The organism is Faecalibacterium intestinale, assembly GCF_040096575.1.
In the GTDB taxonomy this organism is placed as follows: Bacteria; Bacillota; Clostridia; order Oscillospirales; family Ruminococcaceae; genus Faecalibacterium; species Faecalibacterium intestinale.
In genome coordinates this window covers 51,365-66,756 of the sequence record NZ_JBBMEN010000007.1, presented here as the reverse complement: position 1 = coordinate 66,756, position 15,392 = coordinate 51,365, and the positions used below count along the sequence as shown (strand labels likewise).

Annotated in this window: 13 protein-coding genes; 3 read left to right on the top strand and 10 right to left on the bottom strand. The window is 59.9% G+C overall.

The features are described from left to right. Nucleotides 1-15 precede the first annotated feature (15 nt). A complete protein-coding gene (locus tag WMO20_RS07525; protein ID WP_349186337.1) occupies nucleotides 16-1,845 on the bottom strand; it encodes a ribonuclease J in 1,830 nt (609 codons plus the stop codon). A 403-nt stretch (nucleotides 1,846-2,248) separates the two neighbouring features. On the opposite strand from WMO20_RS07525, the gene rnhA reads away from it, so the two are divergent. After that, on the top strand, nucleotides 2,249-2,713 hold the full coding sequence (gene rnhA, locus WMO20_RS07520) for a ribonuclease HI (protein ID WP_015537876.1): 465 nt from the start codon (nucleotides 2,249-2,251) through the stop codon (nucleotides 2,711-2,713). After that, nucleotides 2,710-3,252, top strand: a complete 543-nt coding sequence (locus WMO20_RS07515) for a hypothetical protein (RefSeq protein ID WP_349186334.1) — start codon at nucleotides 2,710-2,712, stop codon at nucleotides 3,250-3,252. The genes rnhA and WMO20_RS07515 overlap by 4 nt, the downstream gene beginning before the upstream one ends. Before the next feature lie 68 nt (nucleotides 3,253-3,320). On the opposite strand, the gene mgsA is transcribed toward WMO20_RS07515, so the two are convergent. From mgsA to WMO20_RS07470, 9 genes are all read right to left on the bottom strand, one after another. After that, complete coding sequence (gene mgsA, locus WMO20_RS07510; protein ID WP_005923510.1) at nucleotides 3,321-3,725, bottom strand: methylglyoxal synthase; 405 nt, start codon at nucleotides 3,723-3,725, stop codon at nucleotides 3,321-3,323. Between the two features lie 157 nt (nucleotides 3,726-3,882). Beyond that, on the bottom strand, nucleotides 3,883-6,120 hold the full coding sequence (locus WMO20_RS07505; RefSeq protein WP_349186330.1) for a peptidoglycan D,D-transpeptidase FtsI family protein: 2,238 nt from the start codon (nucleotides 6,118-6,120) through the stop codon (nucleotides 3,883-3,885). A 19-nt stretch (nucleotides 6,121-6,139) separates the two neighbouring features. Further along, entirely contained in the window at nucleotides 6,140-6,673 is a 534-nt protein-coding gene (gene mreD / locus WMO20_RS07500; RefSeq protein ID WP_349186328.1) for a rod shape-determining protein MreD, read from the bottom strand. Between the two features lie 15 nt (nucleotides 6,674-6,688). Then, complete coding sequence (gene mreC / locus WMO20_RS07495; RefSeq protein WP_349186326.1) at nucleotides 6,689-7,519, bottom strand: rod shape-determining protein MreC; 831 nt, start codon at nucleotides 7,517-7,519, stop codon at nucleotides 6,689-6,691. A gap of 175 nt (nucleotides 7,520-7,694) precedes the next feature. After that, complete coding sequence (locus WMO20_RS07490) at nucleotides 7,695-8,717, bottom strand: rod shape-determining protein (RefSeq protein WP_112090338.1); 1,023 nt, start codon at nucleotides 8,715-8,717, stop codon at nucleotides 7,695-7,697. Nucleotides 8,718-8,879: 162 nt separating this feature from the next. Then, nucleotides 8,880-9,443 (bottom strand): Maf family protein, encoded by a 564-nt coding sequence (locus WMO20_RS07485; protein ID WP_112090337.1) that lies wholly within the window; start codon nucleotides 9,441-9,443, stop codon nucleotides 8,880-8,882. Nucleotides 9,444-9,462: 19 nt separating this feature from the next. Further along, complete coding sequence (gene dut / locus WMO20_RS07480; protein ID WP_055185030.1) at nucleotides 9,463-9,909, bottom strand: dUTP diphosphatase; 447 nt, start codon at nucleotides 9,907-9,909, stop codon at nucleotides 9,463-9,465. Nucleotides 9,910-9,977: 68 nt separating this feature from the next. Next, complete coding sequence (locus WMO20_RS07475) at nucleotides 9,978-12,047, bottom strand: U32 family peptidase (RefSeq protein ID WP_349186323.1); 2,070 nt, start codon at nucleotides 12,045-12,047, stop codon at nucleotides 9,978-9,980. A 36-nt stretch (nucleotides 12,048-12,083) separates the two neighbouring features. Continuing rightward, nucleotides 12,084-12,551 (bottom strand): cell division protein ZapA, encoded by a 468-nt coding sequence (locus tag WMO20_RS07470; RefSeq protein WP_308562051.1) that lies wholly within the window; start codon nucleotides 12,549-12,551, stop codon nucleotides 12,084-12,086. A 425-nt stretch (nucleotides 12,552-12,976) separates the two neighbouring features. Between WMO20_RS07470 and WMO20_RS07465 the strand changes: the two genes are divergently transcribed. After that, nucleotides 12,977-15,382 carry a glycogen/starch/alpha-glucan phosphorylase gene (locus WMO20_RS07465; protein ID WP_349186315.1) on the top strand — a complete coding sequence of 802 codons (2,406 nt, stop codon included), beginning with the start codon at nucleotides 12,977-12,979 and terminating at the stop codon, nucleotides 15,380-15,382. The last annotated feature ends 10 nt before the right edge of the window (nucleotides 15,383-15,392 follow it).

Sequence of the window (15,392 nt, the reverse complement as noted above, 5' to 3'; positions counted from 1 at the left end):
TGCGGTGCGCCCGGATCAGACCTCCATCAGGATCGGCAGGATCATCGGGCTGCGCTTGGTGCGCCGGTAGATATAGCTGCTCAGTGCCTCACGCACACGGGTCTTTACGCTGTTCCAGTCCCGGACGTGCTCGTCCACACAGCGCTCCAGTGCATTTTCCACAATGCTCTGGGCACCGTCCATCAGGCTCTCGTTCTCGCGCACATACACGAAGCCCCGGCTTACCAGATCCGGCCCGGCCAGCACCTTGCCGGTCTTGCTGTCCACGGTAGCCACGATGATGACAAGGCCATCCTCAGAGAGGTGCTTGCGGTCCCGCAGCACCACATTGCCCACATCGCCCACGCCAAGGCCGTCCACCATGACGGCACCGGCGGTCACCGGCTCGCCCAGTTTCATCTCGTCCTGCGAGAGGATAACGTTGGAGCCGTTTTCTGCAATGAGGATATTGCTGGTGGGGATGCCCAGACTTGCAGCGGTGAGGGCGTGCTTTTTCAGCTGCTTATACTCGCCGTGCACGGGCAGGAAATACTTGGGTTTGGTCAGGGTGAGCATCAGCTTCTGCTCCTCCTGACAGGCGTGGCCGGAAACGTGCACATCATACATACTCTCGTAGATGACCTCTGCGCCCAGCAGCAGCAGACCGTTGACGATCTTGGTCACGCTCTTTTCGTTGCCGGGGATGGGGTTGGCGGAGATGATGATGAAGTCGCCGGGGCCCACACGCACCTGACGGTGGCTGCAGGAGGCCATACGGCTCAGCGCGCTCAGGGGCTCGCCCTGACTGCCGGTGGTCACCAGCACCACCTGCTCCGGCGGGTACTGGTTCAGCTCGTCCACGCTGATCAGAGTCCCCTCCGGGATGTGCATATAGCCCAGCTCCTGCGCCATGGCGGTGTTGTTGACCATGCTGCGGCCGCTGAAGGCCACCTTGCGGCCATCCTCCACAGCCAGATCGATGATCTGCTGCACGCGGTAGATGTTGGAGGCAAAGGTCGCAATGATAATGCGCTTATTGCGGGCGCGGGCAAACAGGCTGCGCACACCGGCAGCCACCTTCTGCTCGGTGGCGGTAAAGCCCGGGCGCTCCGCGTTGGTGGAGTCGCTCAGCAATGCCAGCACACCGCGCTGCCCGTACTCGGACAGAGTAGGCAGGTCGGTCACGCCGCAGGCCAGCGGGGTGTAATCGATCTTAAAGTCGCCGGTCTGGATGATGGTACCGGCGGGGCTGTCGATGGCAAAGGCCACGGCATCCGGGATGGAGTGGTTCACATGGATGGGCTCCACGGTAAAGCAGCCCAGCTTGATCTTCTGCCGGGGCACGATCTCCACAAACTTGGTCTTACCGGCAAGGCCGAACTCCTCCAGCTTGTTTTTGATCAGGCCGCAGGTCAGGCGGGTGCCGTACACCGGCAGGCTGAACTTTTGCAGCAGATAGGGAATGCTGCCAATGTGATCCTCGTGGCCGTGGGTGATGAGCAAACCCTTGATCTTGTCCTTGTTCTGCACCACAAAGGTGAAGTCCGGGATGACCATGTCCACGCCGAACATCTCGCTGTCCGGGAACACCAGACCGCAGTCCACGATGATCATATCGCCGTTGCACTCGTAGACGGTCATGTTCTTGCCGACCTCGCCCAGACCGCCCAGCGGGTAGATATGGATGGGAGTCGCTGCCTCCTTGGGCTGCTGCGCACGGCGCGGGCGGCGATTATAGTAGGGGCGGCGGGTAGTGGGACGGGTGTGCTTTTCCCCTGCGGGAGCAGTGCCGTTTGCGGCAGCTGCCTTGGGCGCTGCCGGGGCTTTTGCACGGGGTGCGGGGTTATTTTCTTTTGTTTGAGCCATTCTTTACCTCCAGATTCAATTGCAGGTCAAGCCGCGCCCCCACCGGGGAGAGCAGCCGCACCTTGCACAGGGGAAGCACCTGAAACTGCATCGGCTTCCGGTTGATGCATCGTATAGAATTTATCGTTCAGCGTGCTTTTTGCAGCAGCGCTGTTGGTTCCGCAAGAGGTTCTTGGCCAGGTAAGTCCATCTGTTCGATGCGACCGTGGCGTTTCTGCCGGAACAGCCGGGCGCACACCTTTGGTGCACCCCTATACGCATTTTGTTACGCTAAGTATAGTATCTCGCACCGGTTTTGTCAATTCCAAGGTTTGGCAAAACTGGGCCGGCGTATACATTGGCTCTTGACATCCCGGGCAAAATAGCGCTAAATAAAGGTATTCTATTCTATAAGGAGAACCCCATGAAACAGGTAGAGGTGTACACAGACGGCGCTTGCAGCGGCAACCCCGGCCCGGGCGGCTGGGGTGCGGTGCTGCGCTACCGCTTTGACGGCAAAGTGTACGAAAAGGAACTGAGCGGCGGCGACGCCAGCACCACCAACAACCGCATGGAGCTGACGGCCTTTATCGAGGCGCTGCGCCAGCTCAAGGAGCCCTGTGAGGTGCGGCTGTGCTCTGACAGCCAGTATGTCATCAACGGGCTGGAAAAGGGCTGGGCCAAGGGCTGGAAGCGCCGGGGCTGGAAAAAAGCCGACGGCTCCCCTGCCCTGAACCCGGACTTATGGGCACAGGCGCTGGAGCAGGAAGCGCGGCACAAGATCACCTACGTCTGGGTAAAAGGCCACGCAGGCCACCCGGAAAACGAACGCTGCGACCAGCTGGCCGTAGCACAAAGCAAAGCACATGGCGGGAGGCAAGGAACATGAGCGACGCATTTTTGCCCGGCAACGGGTTCGACACCTACGAAACACAGGACAAGGTGCTTGTCAGCATGGACGGCACTGTGGACTGCGGCGTTGTTGTGCGCATTTTGCAGCAGCAGGGCTTTGGCGTGGCCGGGGCTGTGGTGCAGCTGGCCGCTGACCAGAGCGCTTGGGCAGCAGCCGCACGGCAGGCTGCCGAGGCTCTTGGCATCGAGTGCATCGTACTGAAGGCAGAAGCACTGGCAAACCAGCCCGCCGAGGTACTGGGCAGCGGCAACGACGCCCGGTTTGCCGCCCTGCTGACCGCTGCCGACAAGCTGGGCATCCAGTATATTGCCACCGGCCACCACGCCCGGGTGGAGCTGGGCAGCGACGGCGTGCACGCCGTCTGCCCCGCTGTGGACGCCGCACTGGACGAGAGTGCCGCACTGGCAGCGCTGCCGCAGGACACCCTTGCCCGTCTGCTGCTGCCCTTGGGCGAGTTTACCGCCGCCGATGTGCAGGAGATGGCACAGGATTTTAAGGTGAACGGAACGGTTTGATCCAACCGCTTTCCACACAAAAAAGAAGCGCTGTATCTATACGATACAGCGCTTCTTTTTTGCATACTTTAGTTCTGCGGGTGCACGATATCGCGCCAGTCCAGATCTCCGCGCTCCAAACCGTGGATCAGCACCTCGGCGGTGGCGATGTTGGTGGCCATGGGGATGTTGTGCACATCGCACAGGCGCAGCAGGGTCATCTCATTCGGCTCGCTGGGCTTTGCATTGATGGGGTCGCGGAAGAACAGCAGCAGGTCGATCTCGTTGCAGGCAATGCGGGACGCGATCTGCTGGTCGCCGCCCTGCACACCGGCCAGAAAACGCTGTACCTGCAGGCCGGTGGCCTCGGAAATCAGTTTGCCGGTAGTGCCGGTCGCCACCAATTTATGCTGGCTCAGAATACGGCAGTACGCCGTGCAGAACTGAACCATCAGCTCCTTTTTGGAGTCATGCGCGATCAGGGCAATCGTCATCTGTAGATCTCTCCTCTATTGAAACATTTGTATATAAAACGCTTGATAAATTTCCTTTGTTATACATGATATCACAAACGCAACTCATTTACAACAGGTTTTTGGACACAATATTCAAATTTTCGTTCAAGTTCAGCACTTTGCACGCAGCTGCGCTTTACTGCGCAAGCATTGCATCGTTGTTTTCTTCCTCTGTCACCCCTACGGGCGCGGTCGTCTGCTGCGGTTCTGCGGCGGCTGCATCGGTCTGTGCATCATTCGCAGCATCCGGGGCGGTCTGGGCGGCGGTATCTGCCGCTGCGGCGTCCTCCTGCACCACGGTGCGCGGGTCTACATAGGGGTCAACCTCCAGCGTGCCGTCCTTCATGGCAAAATAGGCGTTGGCGATATCCACCACCAGATCACCGGTACGGGCACCGTAGCCGCCGTACTCCACCGTAATGCCGATGGCGATCTCCGGGTCGTCTGCCGGGAGGTAGGCGATCATCATGGCGTTCAGGTAGTGCTTGCCCGAAGCGTAGGTCTCGCTGCGCTGGGGGGTGCCGGTCTTGCAGGCGATAGCAATGGGGTAGCTGGAGATCTTGCCGCTGATGGTGCTGGGCACCAGTGTCATGCCCTGCCGCACCAGCGCAAAGGTGTTGCCGTTGCCCTCGATGACATCCATCACCTCCGGCTGGGTCTCGCTGAGCACCTCGCCGGTGTTGGTATCCAGAATGGCCTTGACAAAATGGGTGCGGTAGCGCACGCCGTTGTTGGCCAGCGTGGCGGCGTAGGTAGCCAGCTGGATGGGGCTTACTACCGTGTTGCCCTGCCCGATGGCGGCCTGAATATCCAGCGATGAGGTGTAGTTTTTGTCTGTCTTTTTGGTCAGCCGTCCCACGGCCTCGTTTACCTCCACGCCGGTGCGCTGCCCAAGACCCAGCTTGTAGGCGTAGGCATCGTAGACGTCACTGGTCAGGCGGCGGCCCACGTCGTAGAAGAAGATGTTGCAGCTCCACTTGATGGCAGTGACCACGTCAATGTTGCCGCTGTGGCCGTGGCGGGTGCAGCGGGGGTGGTAGTCCTTATAATAGGTGTACACGCCGGTGCAGTTGACGGTGGAGTACTGGTTGATCAGGCCGCTGTCCAGCGCTGCCACCGCCACCGCAGGCTTAAAGGTGGAGCCGGGGGTGTACAGGCCCTGCAGCGCCCGGTTGAACAGGGGCAGGCTGGGGTCGGCGCTGTACTCGGAATAGTTGGTGGCGTACAGATTCTGGTCAAAGCTGGGGTAGTTTGCAGCCGCCAGCACGCTGCCGTCCTTTACGTCCAGCACCACCGCAGCGCCGGCGGCAGCTTTCATATCGCCGGTGTTGTACACCCGGTTGATCATGTCGATATTGTTGGCAAGGGCCTTGTCCACCGCCCGTTGAAAGTCGCTGTTGATGGTCAGCTGCACGGTATGCCCCGGCTCCGGCACGGTGGTGATCTTGGTGTCCACGATCACGCCGTCCGAATTGCGGGTGATGGTCTCCACGCCGTCCTTGCCGCGCAGCTCGTCCTCGTACACGGACTCAAGGCCGGAGATACCGATCACATCGTTCATGTTATAGCCTTTTTCCTTGAGCGGATAGGTCACCTGACCGTTTTCGTCGGTCACCTTCCACTTTTCGGCGGTGATCTTGCCCACACGCCCCAGCACGGCGGGGAGGATATCTCCCTGCTCGTAGCTGCGGGTGCTGGTCTCCACGATCTCCACGCCCGGCAGCGTGAGAGAGTGCTCCTTGATGGTAGCCACCGTCACCTGACTGACGTTTTCCGCCATGACAAAGTTGTTCACGTTGGAAAAGGCCTGCCGGTCCATCTCGTAATGGATGCCCGCCAGCACCCGCTGCCACGGCAGGGAGAAGCTTTCCAGATGGTTTTTCTCCACCAGCATCTCCATCACATCGTTGGCGGTGGCGTACTGCTGCAAGCCCAGCGTCTCCTTCATGTCAGCCAGCGTTTTCTGGTCGCTGGTGCTGTCGGCGCTGTCCGTAAAGGTATAGTTCCCGGCGGCATCCGGCTCGCTGATGAGCAGGGTGTCCAGCCATTTTTCATCGTTCTTGCGCAAAAGTTCCACGATCTGCTGCAGCATGGTGTCCAGATCCTGATCCCCCATCTGCAGCTTGTTCAGCACCACGTTATAGCCGGTGCTGGTGGTGGCGATGCGCTTGCCGGTGCTGTCCACGATATTGCCGCGCGCAGCGGTGACCGTGAACTTATAATCCGTGGTGTTGGTGGCTTTTGCCTTGAAACTGTCCCCGTTGACCAGCTGCAGAAAGATCAGCCGGAAGGTGTACAGCCCCATGATGATGCAGGCCACTGCGATGAGCAGCAGCATCCGCCGCACCACGACCTTACGTTCATTTTCGTTCATCTGGTTCTCCTTTTACGGGTTAGACCACACCGTTGTCGATCCCAAACCCGTCATGGATGCGCTGCACCAGCCAGAAGGCCAGCAGCGCCGCCGGGAGGGTCAGCACCGCACTGGGCAGTACAAAGGCAATGTACCGCAGCGCAGCGCCGGCATAGCCCGGCATATAATAGAAAAACAGCCAGTCCAGCGAGAGCACCAGCAGCGCCGTCATAGTATTTACGGCGGCAAAGTTGCCGGGGTTCACCTGCAGATACAGCTGCACCAGCACCGATACCCCAAAGCAGAGCAGCAGCAGTTCCAGCGCCAGCATACCCACCGTGCGCCCGGCGGCGTAGTCCCACAAAAGGCCGCCCACCGTGCCCAGCAGCGCCCCGGCGAACTCTCCTTCAAATACTGCCACCGCCAGACACAGCGGCAGCACCAGCAGCGGCTTTGCCTGCCCCAACTGAAAAAGCCCGGGCGTGGTCTGCAACGCGGCGCACACAAACAGCGCCAGCACATAGCAGCCCCACTTCAGCAGCTGGCTGCGGCTGCGCTTGCGGCGAGATTCCATAGCAGTGTGCCCTCCTTAGTACGCAGTAATGATAAAAACGTGCTTGGCGGTGCGGGGGTCGGCACCGGGGCGCACCACCGCAATGGAGGATTTGCCGCTGGCTTCCGGCACCACATCCTGCACCGTGCCCACCAGAAGATCCGGCGGGAACACCCCGCCCAGACCGGTGGTGATGACCTGATCGCCCGCACGGGTCTCGGTGCTGCGCTCCAGATTGGTCAGGGTGCACAGGCCGTCCGGCGCGTAGGTGGTGTTGCCGTTCAGGATGCCGTTTTCCCGGGTGCGGGAGACCACGCCCGCCGCATTGAAGCTGGGGTGCAGGATGGTCATCACCTTGCAGCTGGTCGGGTCGGCTTCCACCACCATGCCCAGCAGATAGCCCCGGTCGCTGATGACGGCATTGTTCACCGCCACACCGTCTGCGGTGCCCTTGTCCAGCGTGAAACCGCCAAACTCGTCCAGCGGGTCGCGTCCGATGACAAAGCCGGACACATAGGTGGCGTTGCTGTTCTTTTTCTGAATATTGGCCAGCGCCTTGTAGGCTTCGTTTTCAGCCTTGATACGGTCGTAGTCCACCATCTGCTGGCGCAGCTCGGCGTTTTCCGTTTCCAGCTGCTCGTTCTGCTCCATGACTTTGTCGATGCTGGTGTATTTTTCCCACACCGTACCTACGCCGCCGCTGACCACAGACGCCGCCTTCTGGAAAGGGGTCAGGATCACGCCCAGCAGCTCCTGCGGGGCAGCGGTCAGGCGTCCGTTGGCACCGGCGTAGGCCATGATGCCCACCAGAAATACCGCCACGGCCACAAGGATCTTGAATTTCCAGGTATCAAAAAAATCTTTCAAAGGGTCCTTCCCTCCTGTCGGGATGCCCGCGTTCTACCGCAGGCCCTTGCATGAAAAAAGCGCGGACAGCCGTGCCATCCGCGCAAGATGCAGTGTTTGCAGCGGAAAAAACGCACAGCTGCTGTGTCTGAAACTTTTCCGCATTCTGAGCAGCACTCTCCCCAGAGAGCCGCTCTTACATATGTCCTCCATCGGTGTCCAGCACATCATGCAGCACGTCCACATGATCCAGCACCGCACCGGCACCCTTGGCCACGCAGTCCAGCGGATCCTCCGCAATATGCACATCAATACCGGTCTCGCTCTGGATCAGCTGATCCAGACCGCGCAGCAGAGCGCCGCCGCCGGTCAGGGTAATGCCGCGGTCGATGATATCCGCACTCAGCTCCGGCGGGGTGCGCTCCAGCGTCTCCTTGATGGCAGTGGTGATCTTGACCAGACACTCCAGCAGAGCGCCGCGCACATCCTCCGAGTGCACCACGATGTTCTTGGGCAGGCCGTCCACAAGGTTGCGGCCCTTGATCTCCATGGTCAGCTCCGGGTCCAGCACATAGGCAGAGCCGATCTCGATCTTGATCTGCTCGGCAGTGCGCTCGCCGATGAGCAGGTTGTACTTGCGCTTGATGAAGGCGATGATAGCCTGATCGAACATATCACCGGCCATGCGTACGCTGCGGGAGGCCACGATGCCGCCCAGAGAGATGACGGCGATCTCTGCCGTGCCGCCGCCGATATCCACGATCATGCTGCCGGTGGGCTCGCTGATGGGCAGGCCTGCACCGATGGCAGCAGCCATGGGCTCCTCAATCACAGACACCTGACGGGCACCGGCCTTCAGGGTAGCTTCGCGCACAGCGCGGCGCTCCACCTCGGTAACGCCGGAGGGAATGCAGATGACCACCCGGGGACGGGAGAACATACTGTTGCCGCAGGCCTTTTTGAGGAAGTTCTCCAGCATATTTGCGGTGATGTCGAAATCAGCGATGACGCCGTCCTTCAGGGGACGCACCGCCACGATGCTGCCGGGGGTACGGCCGATGACAGCCTTTGCCTCGCCGCCCACGCAGCGCACCTCGTCGGTCTTGGTGTCCACCGCCACGACCGAGGGCTCACGCATGATGATGCCCTTGCCCTTCATGTAGACCAGAGTATTGGCAGTACCCAGATCAATGCCAACGTCCTTTGACAGAAAACTCATTGTTCCAAATCTCCTTACGATCGTTCCTTAAATCTATCCCAGAATGCCGGACAGTCTGCTGCAAACAGACCCTCCTGCGCAGAATAACACGGTTCTATTATAGCCGCAAGTGCTTCATTTCTCAAGCGTTTCGGCAAGTTTTCTATCATTTTTCCATTTTTCTCACAAAAAATGCGCCAGCAGCTGTACGGTGCGGCTGACCGGCAGCCCCATAATGGTGTAGTAGTCGCCCTCAATGCGGTCCAGCCACAGGGCTGCGCGCCCCTGAATGGCATAGGCACCGGCCTTATCGTAAGGCTCCGGGGTGGCGGTGTAGAACGCGATCTCCTCCTCCCCCAGCGGGAAAAAGGTCACCTTGCAGCTGTCCACAAAATGCTCTGCCCTGTCCCCTTTTGCAATGCACACACCGGTGTGTACCTGATGGGTCTTGCCGGAGAGGGCACGCAGCATCCGCTTGGCGTCCTCTGCATCGCGGGGCTTGCCGAACACGGTGCCATCCACATCCACCACCGTGTCGCAGCCGATGACAACGGCATCCGGGTGCTGCTTTGCCACCGCAAGGCACTTGCCGATAGCCAGCTGCTCCACCAGCTGCGCCGGGGTGGGTGCTGTGACGGCGCTCTCGTCAAAATCGCTGACGCAGACGGTGAAATCGGTGGTGTACAGGGAGAGCAGTTCCCGTCTGCGGGGGCTGCCAGAGGCTAAGATCAGGTTATTTTCCTTCATTTTCTCCGTGTTCCCTTCTTTAGCGGCCGGTAGAGCCAAAGCCGCCCGCGCCGCGCTGGGTATCGCCCAGCTCCTCGGCGGGCACAAAGGCGGCGGTGTACACCGGAGCGATGCACAGCTGCGCCACCCGCTCGCCGGGCTGGATGGTGTAAGCCTCGGCACCCAGATTGACCATGGGCACCTTCAGCTCGCCGCGATAGTCGCTGTCCACCACGCCCACGCCGTTGGCCATGCACAGGCCGTGCTTGATGGACAGGCCGCTGCGGGCGTACACCAACGCTACGCTGTGGGCACCCGGCAGCTCGATGGCAAGGCCGGTGGGTACCAGCACCCGCTGCATGGGGGCAACGGTCAGCGGTGCATCCAGCACAGCGCACAGGTCGGCGGCAGCTGCGCCGGGGGTGGCATAGGCGGGCACCTTTGCCCGGGCATCCAGTACCTTATATTTTACAGTGATGGGTTCCATCGTATAACCTCGTTTCATTTTTCTGTTTTTTCGCTGGCAAAGCTTGAGACAATGCCGGTAGCTTCCTGTCAGTTCGTCCCTTTAAAATACAGGCCGCGGGTAAAATCGCCCTCAAAGGGGGCGTGGGTGCGGATCATTTCCAAAATTTGCGCTGCTTCCTCGCGGGATTCCAGCGTAAAGTAGGCCACACCGTAGTCCACCGCCAGTGCACCGGGCTTGTCACCCATGTAGATGGGCACGGGGTTATAGATGGTGCGCACCCCAAGGCCGCAGCGCACCGGGAACTTTTTGGCCTTGCGGTCGGTCAGCACGCCGGTCTTGTCGCAGTGGGCGCAGTCGTGGATGTTCTGCAGCGGGCAGGCGCGGGTGAGCATCAGCGGCATATGACCGTAGATCATCACGCCCGTGGGCACAGGCTTCCCGTTCCGGGTGGGTGCAATGGACGCAATATCGCTATCTTTTACCTCCGGCAGAATAAGCAGGCTGGAAAGCCCCTGCTCTGCATAGAACTGCGCCGCCGCATTGTTGGTGATGTTCAGCCCGAAGCCGCCGGTCATGGGCAGCCCACGGCACAGCCGCAGATGGGCGATGTTGCTGACCTCGTACCCGGCAAAGCCCGCATCCTGCGTGGCTGCGATGCGACGGGCGGTGTCCTGTTCCAGCGCACCAAACATGACCCGGGGCAGCTCCAGAATGGTCTTAGCCCGCCACTCCCGGGGCACACGGTCGGCCTGCGCAATGGGCAGGATGAGGTATTCCACTCCGTCAAGTGCCCGCTCCGGCACCTGTTCCCAGCGCTCGAACCGGGCGCGCAGGGTGCGGTGAGGCGGCAGGGTACGCTGCGGCAGGGCGGCAACGTGTTCCTCGGTGGTAGGCCACGGGCGCAGCACCTCCCGCTTTTTGAGCAGGACATCCAGTGCTTCCCGGCGCAGCTCGTTTACGGCGCTGCCGGGGATGAACCACGACCCGCCGTCCATTTCCACGGTGATCTTCTCTGCCGTAAAGGGCGTGCCGCCGGTCTTTGCCAAGCTGCGGTTCAGGCTCTCGGTGGGGTCGGTGCGGGCAGGCTGCGGCTCGGCGTCCCCATAGGCAAAGGCCTTGTTGCCATCGGCATCGGTAACGGTCAGCTTTTCGCCGCCTTCCTCAATTTCCAGCTTCATCTGCACCGGCACGCGGGAGCGCTCGCGGCGGTAAAGCTCGCGCAGCATGGGCAGGGTCTTTTTGGTCAGCTCGGCGTCGGCTTCGCTGCGCACACCGAACATCGTGCCGTCGATTTTTCCGTCCAGATACCCGGAGGTGAAACCGGAGCGGCTGAAAGCGTTCTTCAGCAGGTCGCGGTCGTAGGCGCGGCCCTCGCGGCCCGCCAGACAGGCGCTGACCGCCGCCGCCACATACTCCGGCGTGCGGAGACGACCCTCTATTTTTGCCGATGCTACGCCAAGCGCCTGCAGCTTGTCCAGCTTGTCGATGGCAGAGTTATCCTTGAGGGAGAGGTGATGCAGCCGCCCGGGCTTGCCCTCCGGCAGGGCGTTGGCTTCAAAGGGCAGACGACAGGGTCCCGCACAAGAGCCCCGGTTGCCGCTGCGTCCGCCCAGAAAGGCGGACATATAGCACTGGCCGCTCACGCTCATGCACAGCGCACCGTGGATGAAGCACTCAGTCTCGATGCCGCAGTGCTTTGTGATATGCTCCACCTCGGGCAGGCTCAGCTCACGCGCCAGCACCACCCGGGTAAAGCCCAGCTCCTTCAGTTCCAGTGCGCCCTGCAGGGTGTGGACGCTCATCTGGGTGGAACCGTGCCGGGGCAGCTGCGGGGCGATCTTACCAATTAAGGTAGCCACTGCCAGATCCTGACAGATGACCGCATCCGCACCGCTGGCCGCCACCGCCCGGATAGCCTGCTCCAGCGCCGACAATTCCGTGCCGTACACGGTCGTATTCAGCGCAACGTGCACCGCCACGCCCCGGGCGTGGCAGAAGCGCACCGCCTCCTGCAGGCTGTCTGCATCAAAGTTGCCGGCACCCGTGCGGGCGTTGAAACCCGAAAAGCCCAGATATACTGCGTCCGCGCCGCTGAACACCGCCGCGCGGAGCATTTCTTCACTGCCCACCGGGGCTAAGATCTCGATCCTTGCCATAGTTCTCCTTCTGACTTCTATTTATATAAGGTACATTCAGTTGGTCTCGTCTGCCTGCGCGCTGTCTGCCGCCGGGGTTTCCGGGGCTGCGGACTGCTCCTGTGCCGTCTCTGCCGCAGCGCGGGCGGCGCGTTCTTCCCGGCGGGTCTCGCGCTGGCGCTCCTTGGCAAGCTGCTCCCGCAGGGCAGCAGCTTCCCGGCGCAGCACGGCATTCTCGGCCAATGCCTTGTCCTCGGCCAGCTTTGCCCGGGCTGCATCTGCAATGTAGTCCTGGATCTGGCTGCGCATATTCTCGGCACTGCCGGTGCTCTTGCGGTATTCGTCCAGATAATCCATCGCGCAGAACACCGCCGCCTTGGTCACCGAAAGGTTATCATTGGTGTCCAGCAGCTTTGTGATGTCCTCGTCCAGCTTTTTGGCAAGACCGAGGATGTACTTTTCCGAATCTGTGGTGGCGATGGCATACGGTGTGCCCGCGATGTTGACCCTTACCTTGTTTACCATGGTGTTTTCCCCTTTTTATCCTGTATCTGTACGGCGCAAGGCCGTTTGTTCTGCATTTTACCGGAATTTGGCACCGTTCCCGGTAACGTTTCGGCTTTCGAAAACGTTTCGGCGGAGTTTCCTGTGCCATTACTGCCGGAATTACTCCCCGAAAAACGTTTCGCGGTTCAGTTCTACCCTCTATTATAATATAAATACGCCGCAAGAAAAAGTGTAATTTTTGAAATTTCGGCATATTTGTCAGAAAGTGGCCTGAAAAAATAGCAGTTACGGAAAAAAAGCGCCTGTTTCCTTGCATTTATAAATCGTTCATATTATAATAACGTTGTTATGTTGGCAGCCGGGCGAAAGAGGGAACGTTTCTGCTGCTATTATCTACTCAATTATTTTAGCAAAGCAAACGCTTATGCGGATAGGAGCACACTATGACATCAAAAGAATTTGGCAAAATTCTTCAGGACAAGCTCACCAGTGAGTACGGTGTGGAGCTGAATGTTGCCTCCAACCAGCAGATCTACCGCTCTCTGGCTCTGATCTGCCGTCAGATGATGAGCGAGAACCACAAAAAGTTCCAGTCCAAGGCTATCGGCACCGGCACCAAGCAGGTCTACTACCTCTGCATGGAGTTCTTGATGGGCCGCAGCCTGAAGATGAGCCTGTTCAATCTGGGTCTGGACGAGGTTGCCAAGAAGGCACTGGCTGACGCCGACATCAATCTGGACAGCATTTTTGAGGAAGAGCCCGATGCAGGTCTGGGCAACGGCGGTCTGGGCCGTCTGGCAGCCTGCTATCTGGACGGCATGGCCACCACCGATATCTGCGGCACCGGCTACTCCATCCTGTACGAGTACGGCATCTTCAAGCAGAAGATCGTGGACGGCTGGCAGCAGGAGCGCGCCGACAACTGGCTGCCCGGCGGTCAGGTGTGGCTGAAGAGCCACCCGGATCAGGCTGTGGAGATCCGCTTTGACGGCGAGATCCACGAGAACTGGGACAACGGCTTCCACTACATCCAGCACACCAACTACAACAGCGTCATGGCTATCCCCTCCGATATGTATGTGCAGGGCTACGACGGAAAGGGCGTTGCAAAGCTGCGTCTGTGGCAGGCAAAGGCCCCGGACTTTGATATGTCCAGCTTCTCTCTGGGCAACTACAACACCGCTATGAGCAAGAACGCCAACGCCGAGCTCATCTCCAAGGTGCTGTACCCCAACGATAACCACGTTGAGGGCAAGATCCTGCGCCTGCGTCAGCAGTACTTCCTGTCCGCTGCTTCTATCGGCGATATCGTGCAGAACCACCTGTCCAGCTATGCTACGCTGGAGAACCTGCCCGACAAGGTCGCTATCCAGCTGAACGACACCCACCCCACTCTGGCTATCCCCGAGATGATGCGCATCCTGCTGGATGAGTGCGGCTTTGACTGGGACAAGGCCTTCAACATCTGCCAGAAGGTGTTCTCCTACACCAACCACACCGTTATGGCCGAGGCTCTGGAGAAGTGGAACGTGGACATCTTCAAGATGACCCTGCCCCGCATCTACCAGATTGTGGTGGAGATGGACCGCCGCGCCCGCGAGGAGCTGGCAAAGGCCTTCCCCGGCGATCAGGGCAAGATCGACTACATGGCACTGATCGGCGACAATCAGGTGCGCATGGCCAACATCTGCGCCTACACCGCCAACAGCATCAACGGCGTTTCCAAGCTGCACAGCGAGATTATCAAGGAGAGCGTTTTCCACGATTACTACCTGTTCAAGCCCAACGCCTTCAAGAACGTGACCAACGGCATTGCATACCGCCGCTGGCTGCTGGCTTCTAACCCCGGTCTGTGCAAGCTGCTGGACGAGACCATCGGCGACGGCTACAAGCACGATGCTTCCGATCTGACCAAGCTGAACAAGTACGCCGACGACAAGACCGTGCTGAAGAAGCTGAACGAGATCAAGCTGGCCAACAAGAAGGACTTTGCAAGCTATCTGGCAAAGAGCACCGGTCAGGTCATCGACCCCAATTCCATCTTTGACTGCCAGGTCAAGCGTATGCACGAGTACAAGCGCCAGCACCTGAATGCGCTGAACATCGCTGCACAGTACCTGTACCTGAAGGAGAACCCCAACGCCGACTTCATCCCCAAGACCTACATCTTCGGCGCAAAGGCTGCTCCCGGCTACTACATGGCAAAGCAGATGATCCGCATGATCTGCAAGCTGGGCGACCTGATCAACAACGACCCCGCCGTGCGTGAGAAGCTGCGCGTGGTGTATCTGGAGGAGTATTGTGTCTCCCTGAGCGAGCACCTGATGCCCGCTGCCGAGGTCTCTGAGCAGATCTCTCTGGCAGGCACCGAGGCTTCCGGTACCGGCAACATGAAGTTCATGCTGAACGGTGCCATCACGCTGGGCACTCTGGATGGTGCAAACGTGGAGATCGCCGATGCTGCCGGTAAGGAGAACGAGCTGATCTTTGGTATGCTGACCCCCGAGGTGAACAACCTGAAGCAGGTGGGCTACCACCCCAACGCCTTTATCATGGGCGACGACGTGGCCAACAGCGCCCTGAACTTCCTGGAGCGCGGCTGGAACGGTGAGAACTTCCACGAGGTCACCGAGAATCTGCGCAGCAGCGACCCGTACATGGTCATGGCAGACTTCAAGGACTACCGCCGTGCACAGGCCGACCTGCAGAAGCTGTATGCTGACCGCGAGACCTGGGCCCGCATGAGCCTGAAGAACATTGCCAACAGCGGCATCTTCAGCGCAGACCGCGCCGTGCTGGACTACGCCCGCGATATCTGGTACGCTTCCCCCGTGCCCATGGGCAAGTAATTTTCCCCTG

Coding starts and splice junctions, on each gene's coding strand:
- WMO20_RS07515 (WP_349186334.1), top strand. CDS start 2,710: ATGAGCGACGCATTTTTGCCCGGCAACGGGTTCGACACCTACGAAACA.
- dut (WP_055185030.1), bottom strand. CDS start 9,909: ATGGAACCCATCACTGTAAAATATAAGGTACTGGATGCCCGGGCAAAG.
- WMO20_RS07525 (WP_349186337.1), bottom strand. CDS start 1,845: ATGGCTCAAACAAAAGAAAATAACCCCGCACCCCGTGCAAAAGCCCCG.
- rnhA (WP_015537876.1), top strand. CDS start 2,249: ATGAAACAGGTAGAGGTGTACACAGACGGCGCTTGCAGCGGCAACCCC.
- WMO20_RS07505 (WP_349186330.1), bottom strand. CDS start 6,120: ATGAACGAAAATGAACGTAAGGTCGTGGTGCGGCGGATGCTGCTGCTC.
- WMO20_RS07470 (WP_308562051.1), bottom strand. CDS start 12,551: ATGGTAAACAAGGTAAGGGTCAACATCGCGGGCACACCGTATGCCATC.
- mgsA (WP_005923510.1), bottom strand. CDS start 3,725: ATGACGATTGCCCTGATCGCGCATGACTCCAAAAAGGAGCTGATGGTT.
- WMO20_RS07490 (WP_112090338.1), bottom strand. CDS start 8,717: ATGAGTTTTCTGTCAAAGGACGTTGGCATTGATCTGGGTACTGCCAAT.
- WMO20_RS07465 (WP_349186315.1), top strand. CDS start 12,977: ATGACATCAAAAGAATTTGGCAAAATTCTTCAGGACAAGCTCACCAGT.
- WMO20_RS07475 (WP_349186323.1), bottom strand. CDS start 12,047: ATGGCAAGGATCGAGATCTTAGCCCCGGTGGGCAGTGAAGAAATGCTC.
- mreD (WP_349186328.1), bottom strand. CDS start 6,673: ATGGAATCTCGCCGCAAGCGCAGCCGCAGCCAGCTGCTGAAGTGGGGC.
- WMO20_RS07485 (WP_112090337.1), bottom strand. CDS start 9,443: ATGAAGGAAAATAACCTGATCTTAGCCTCTGGCAGCCCCCGCAGACGG.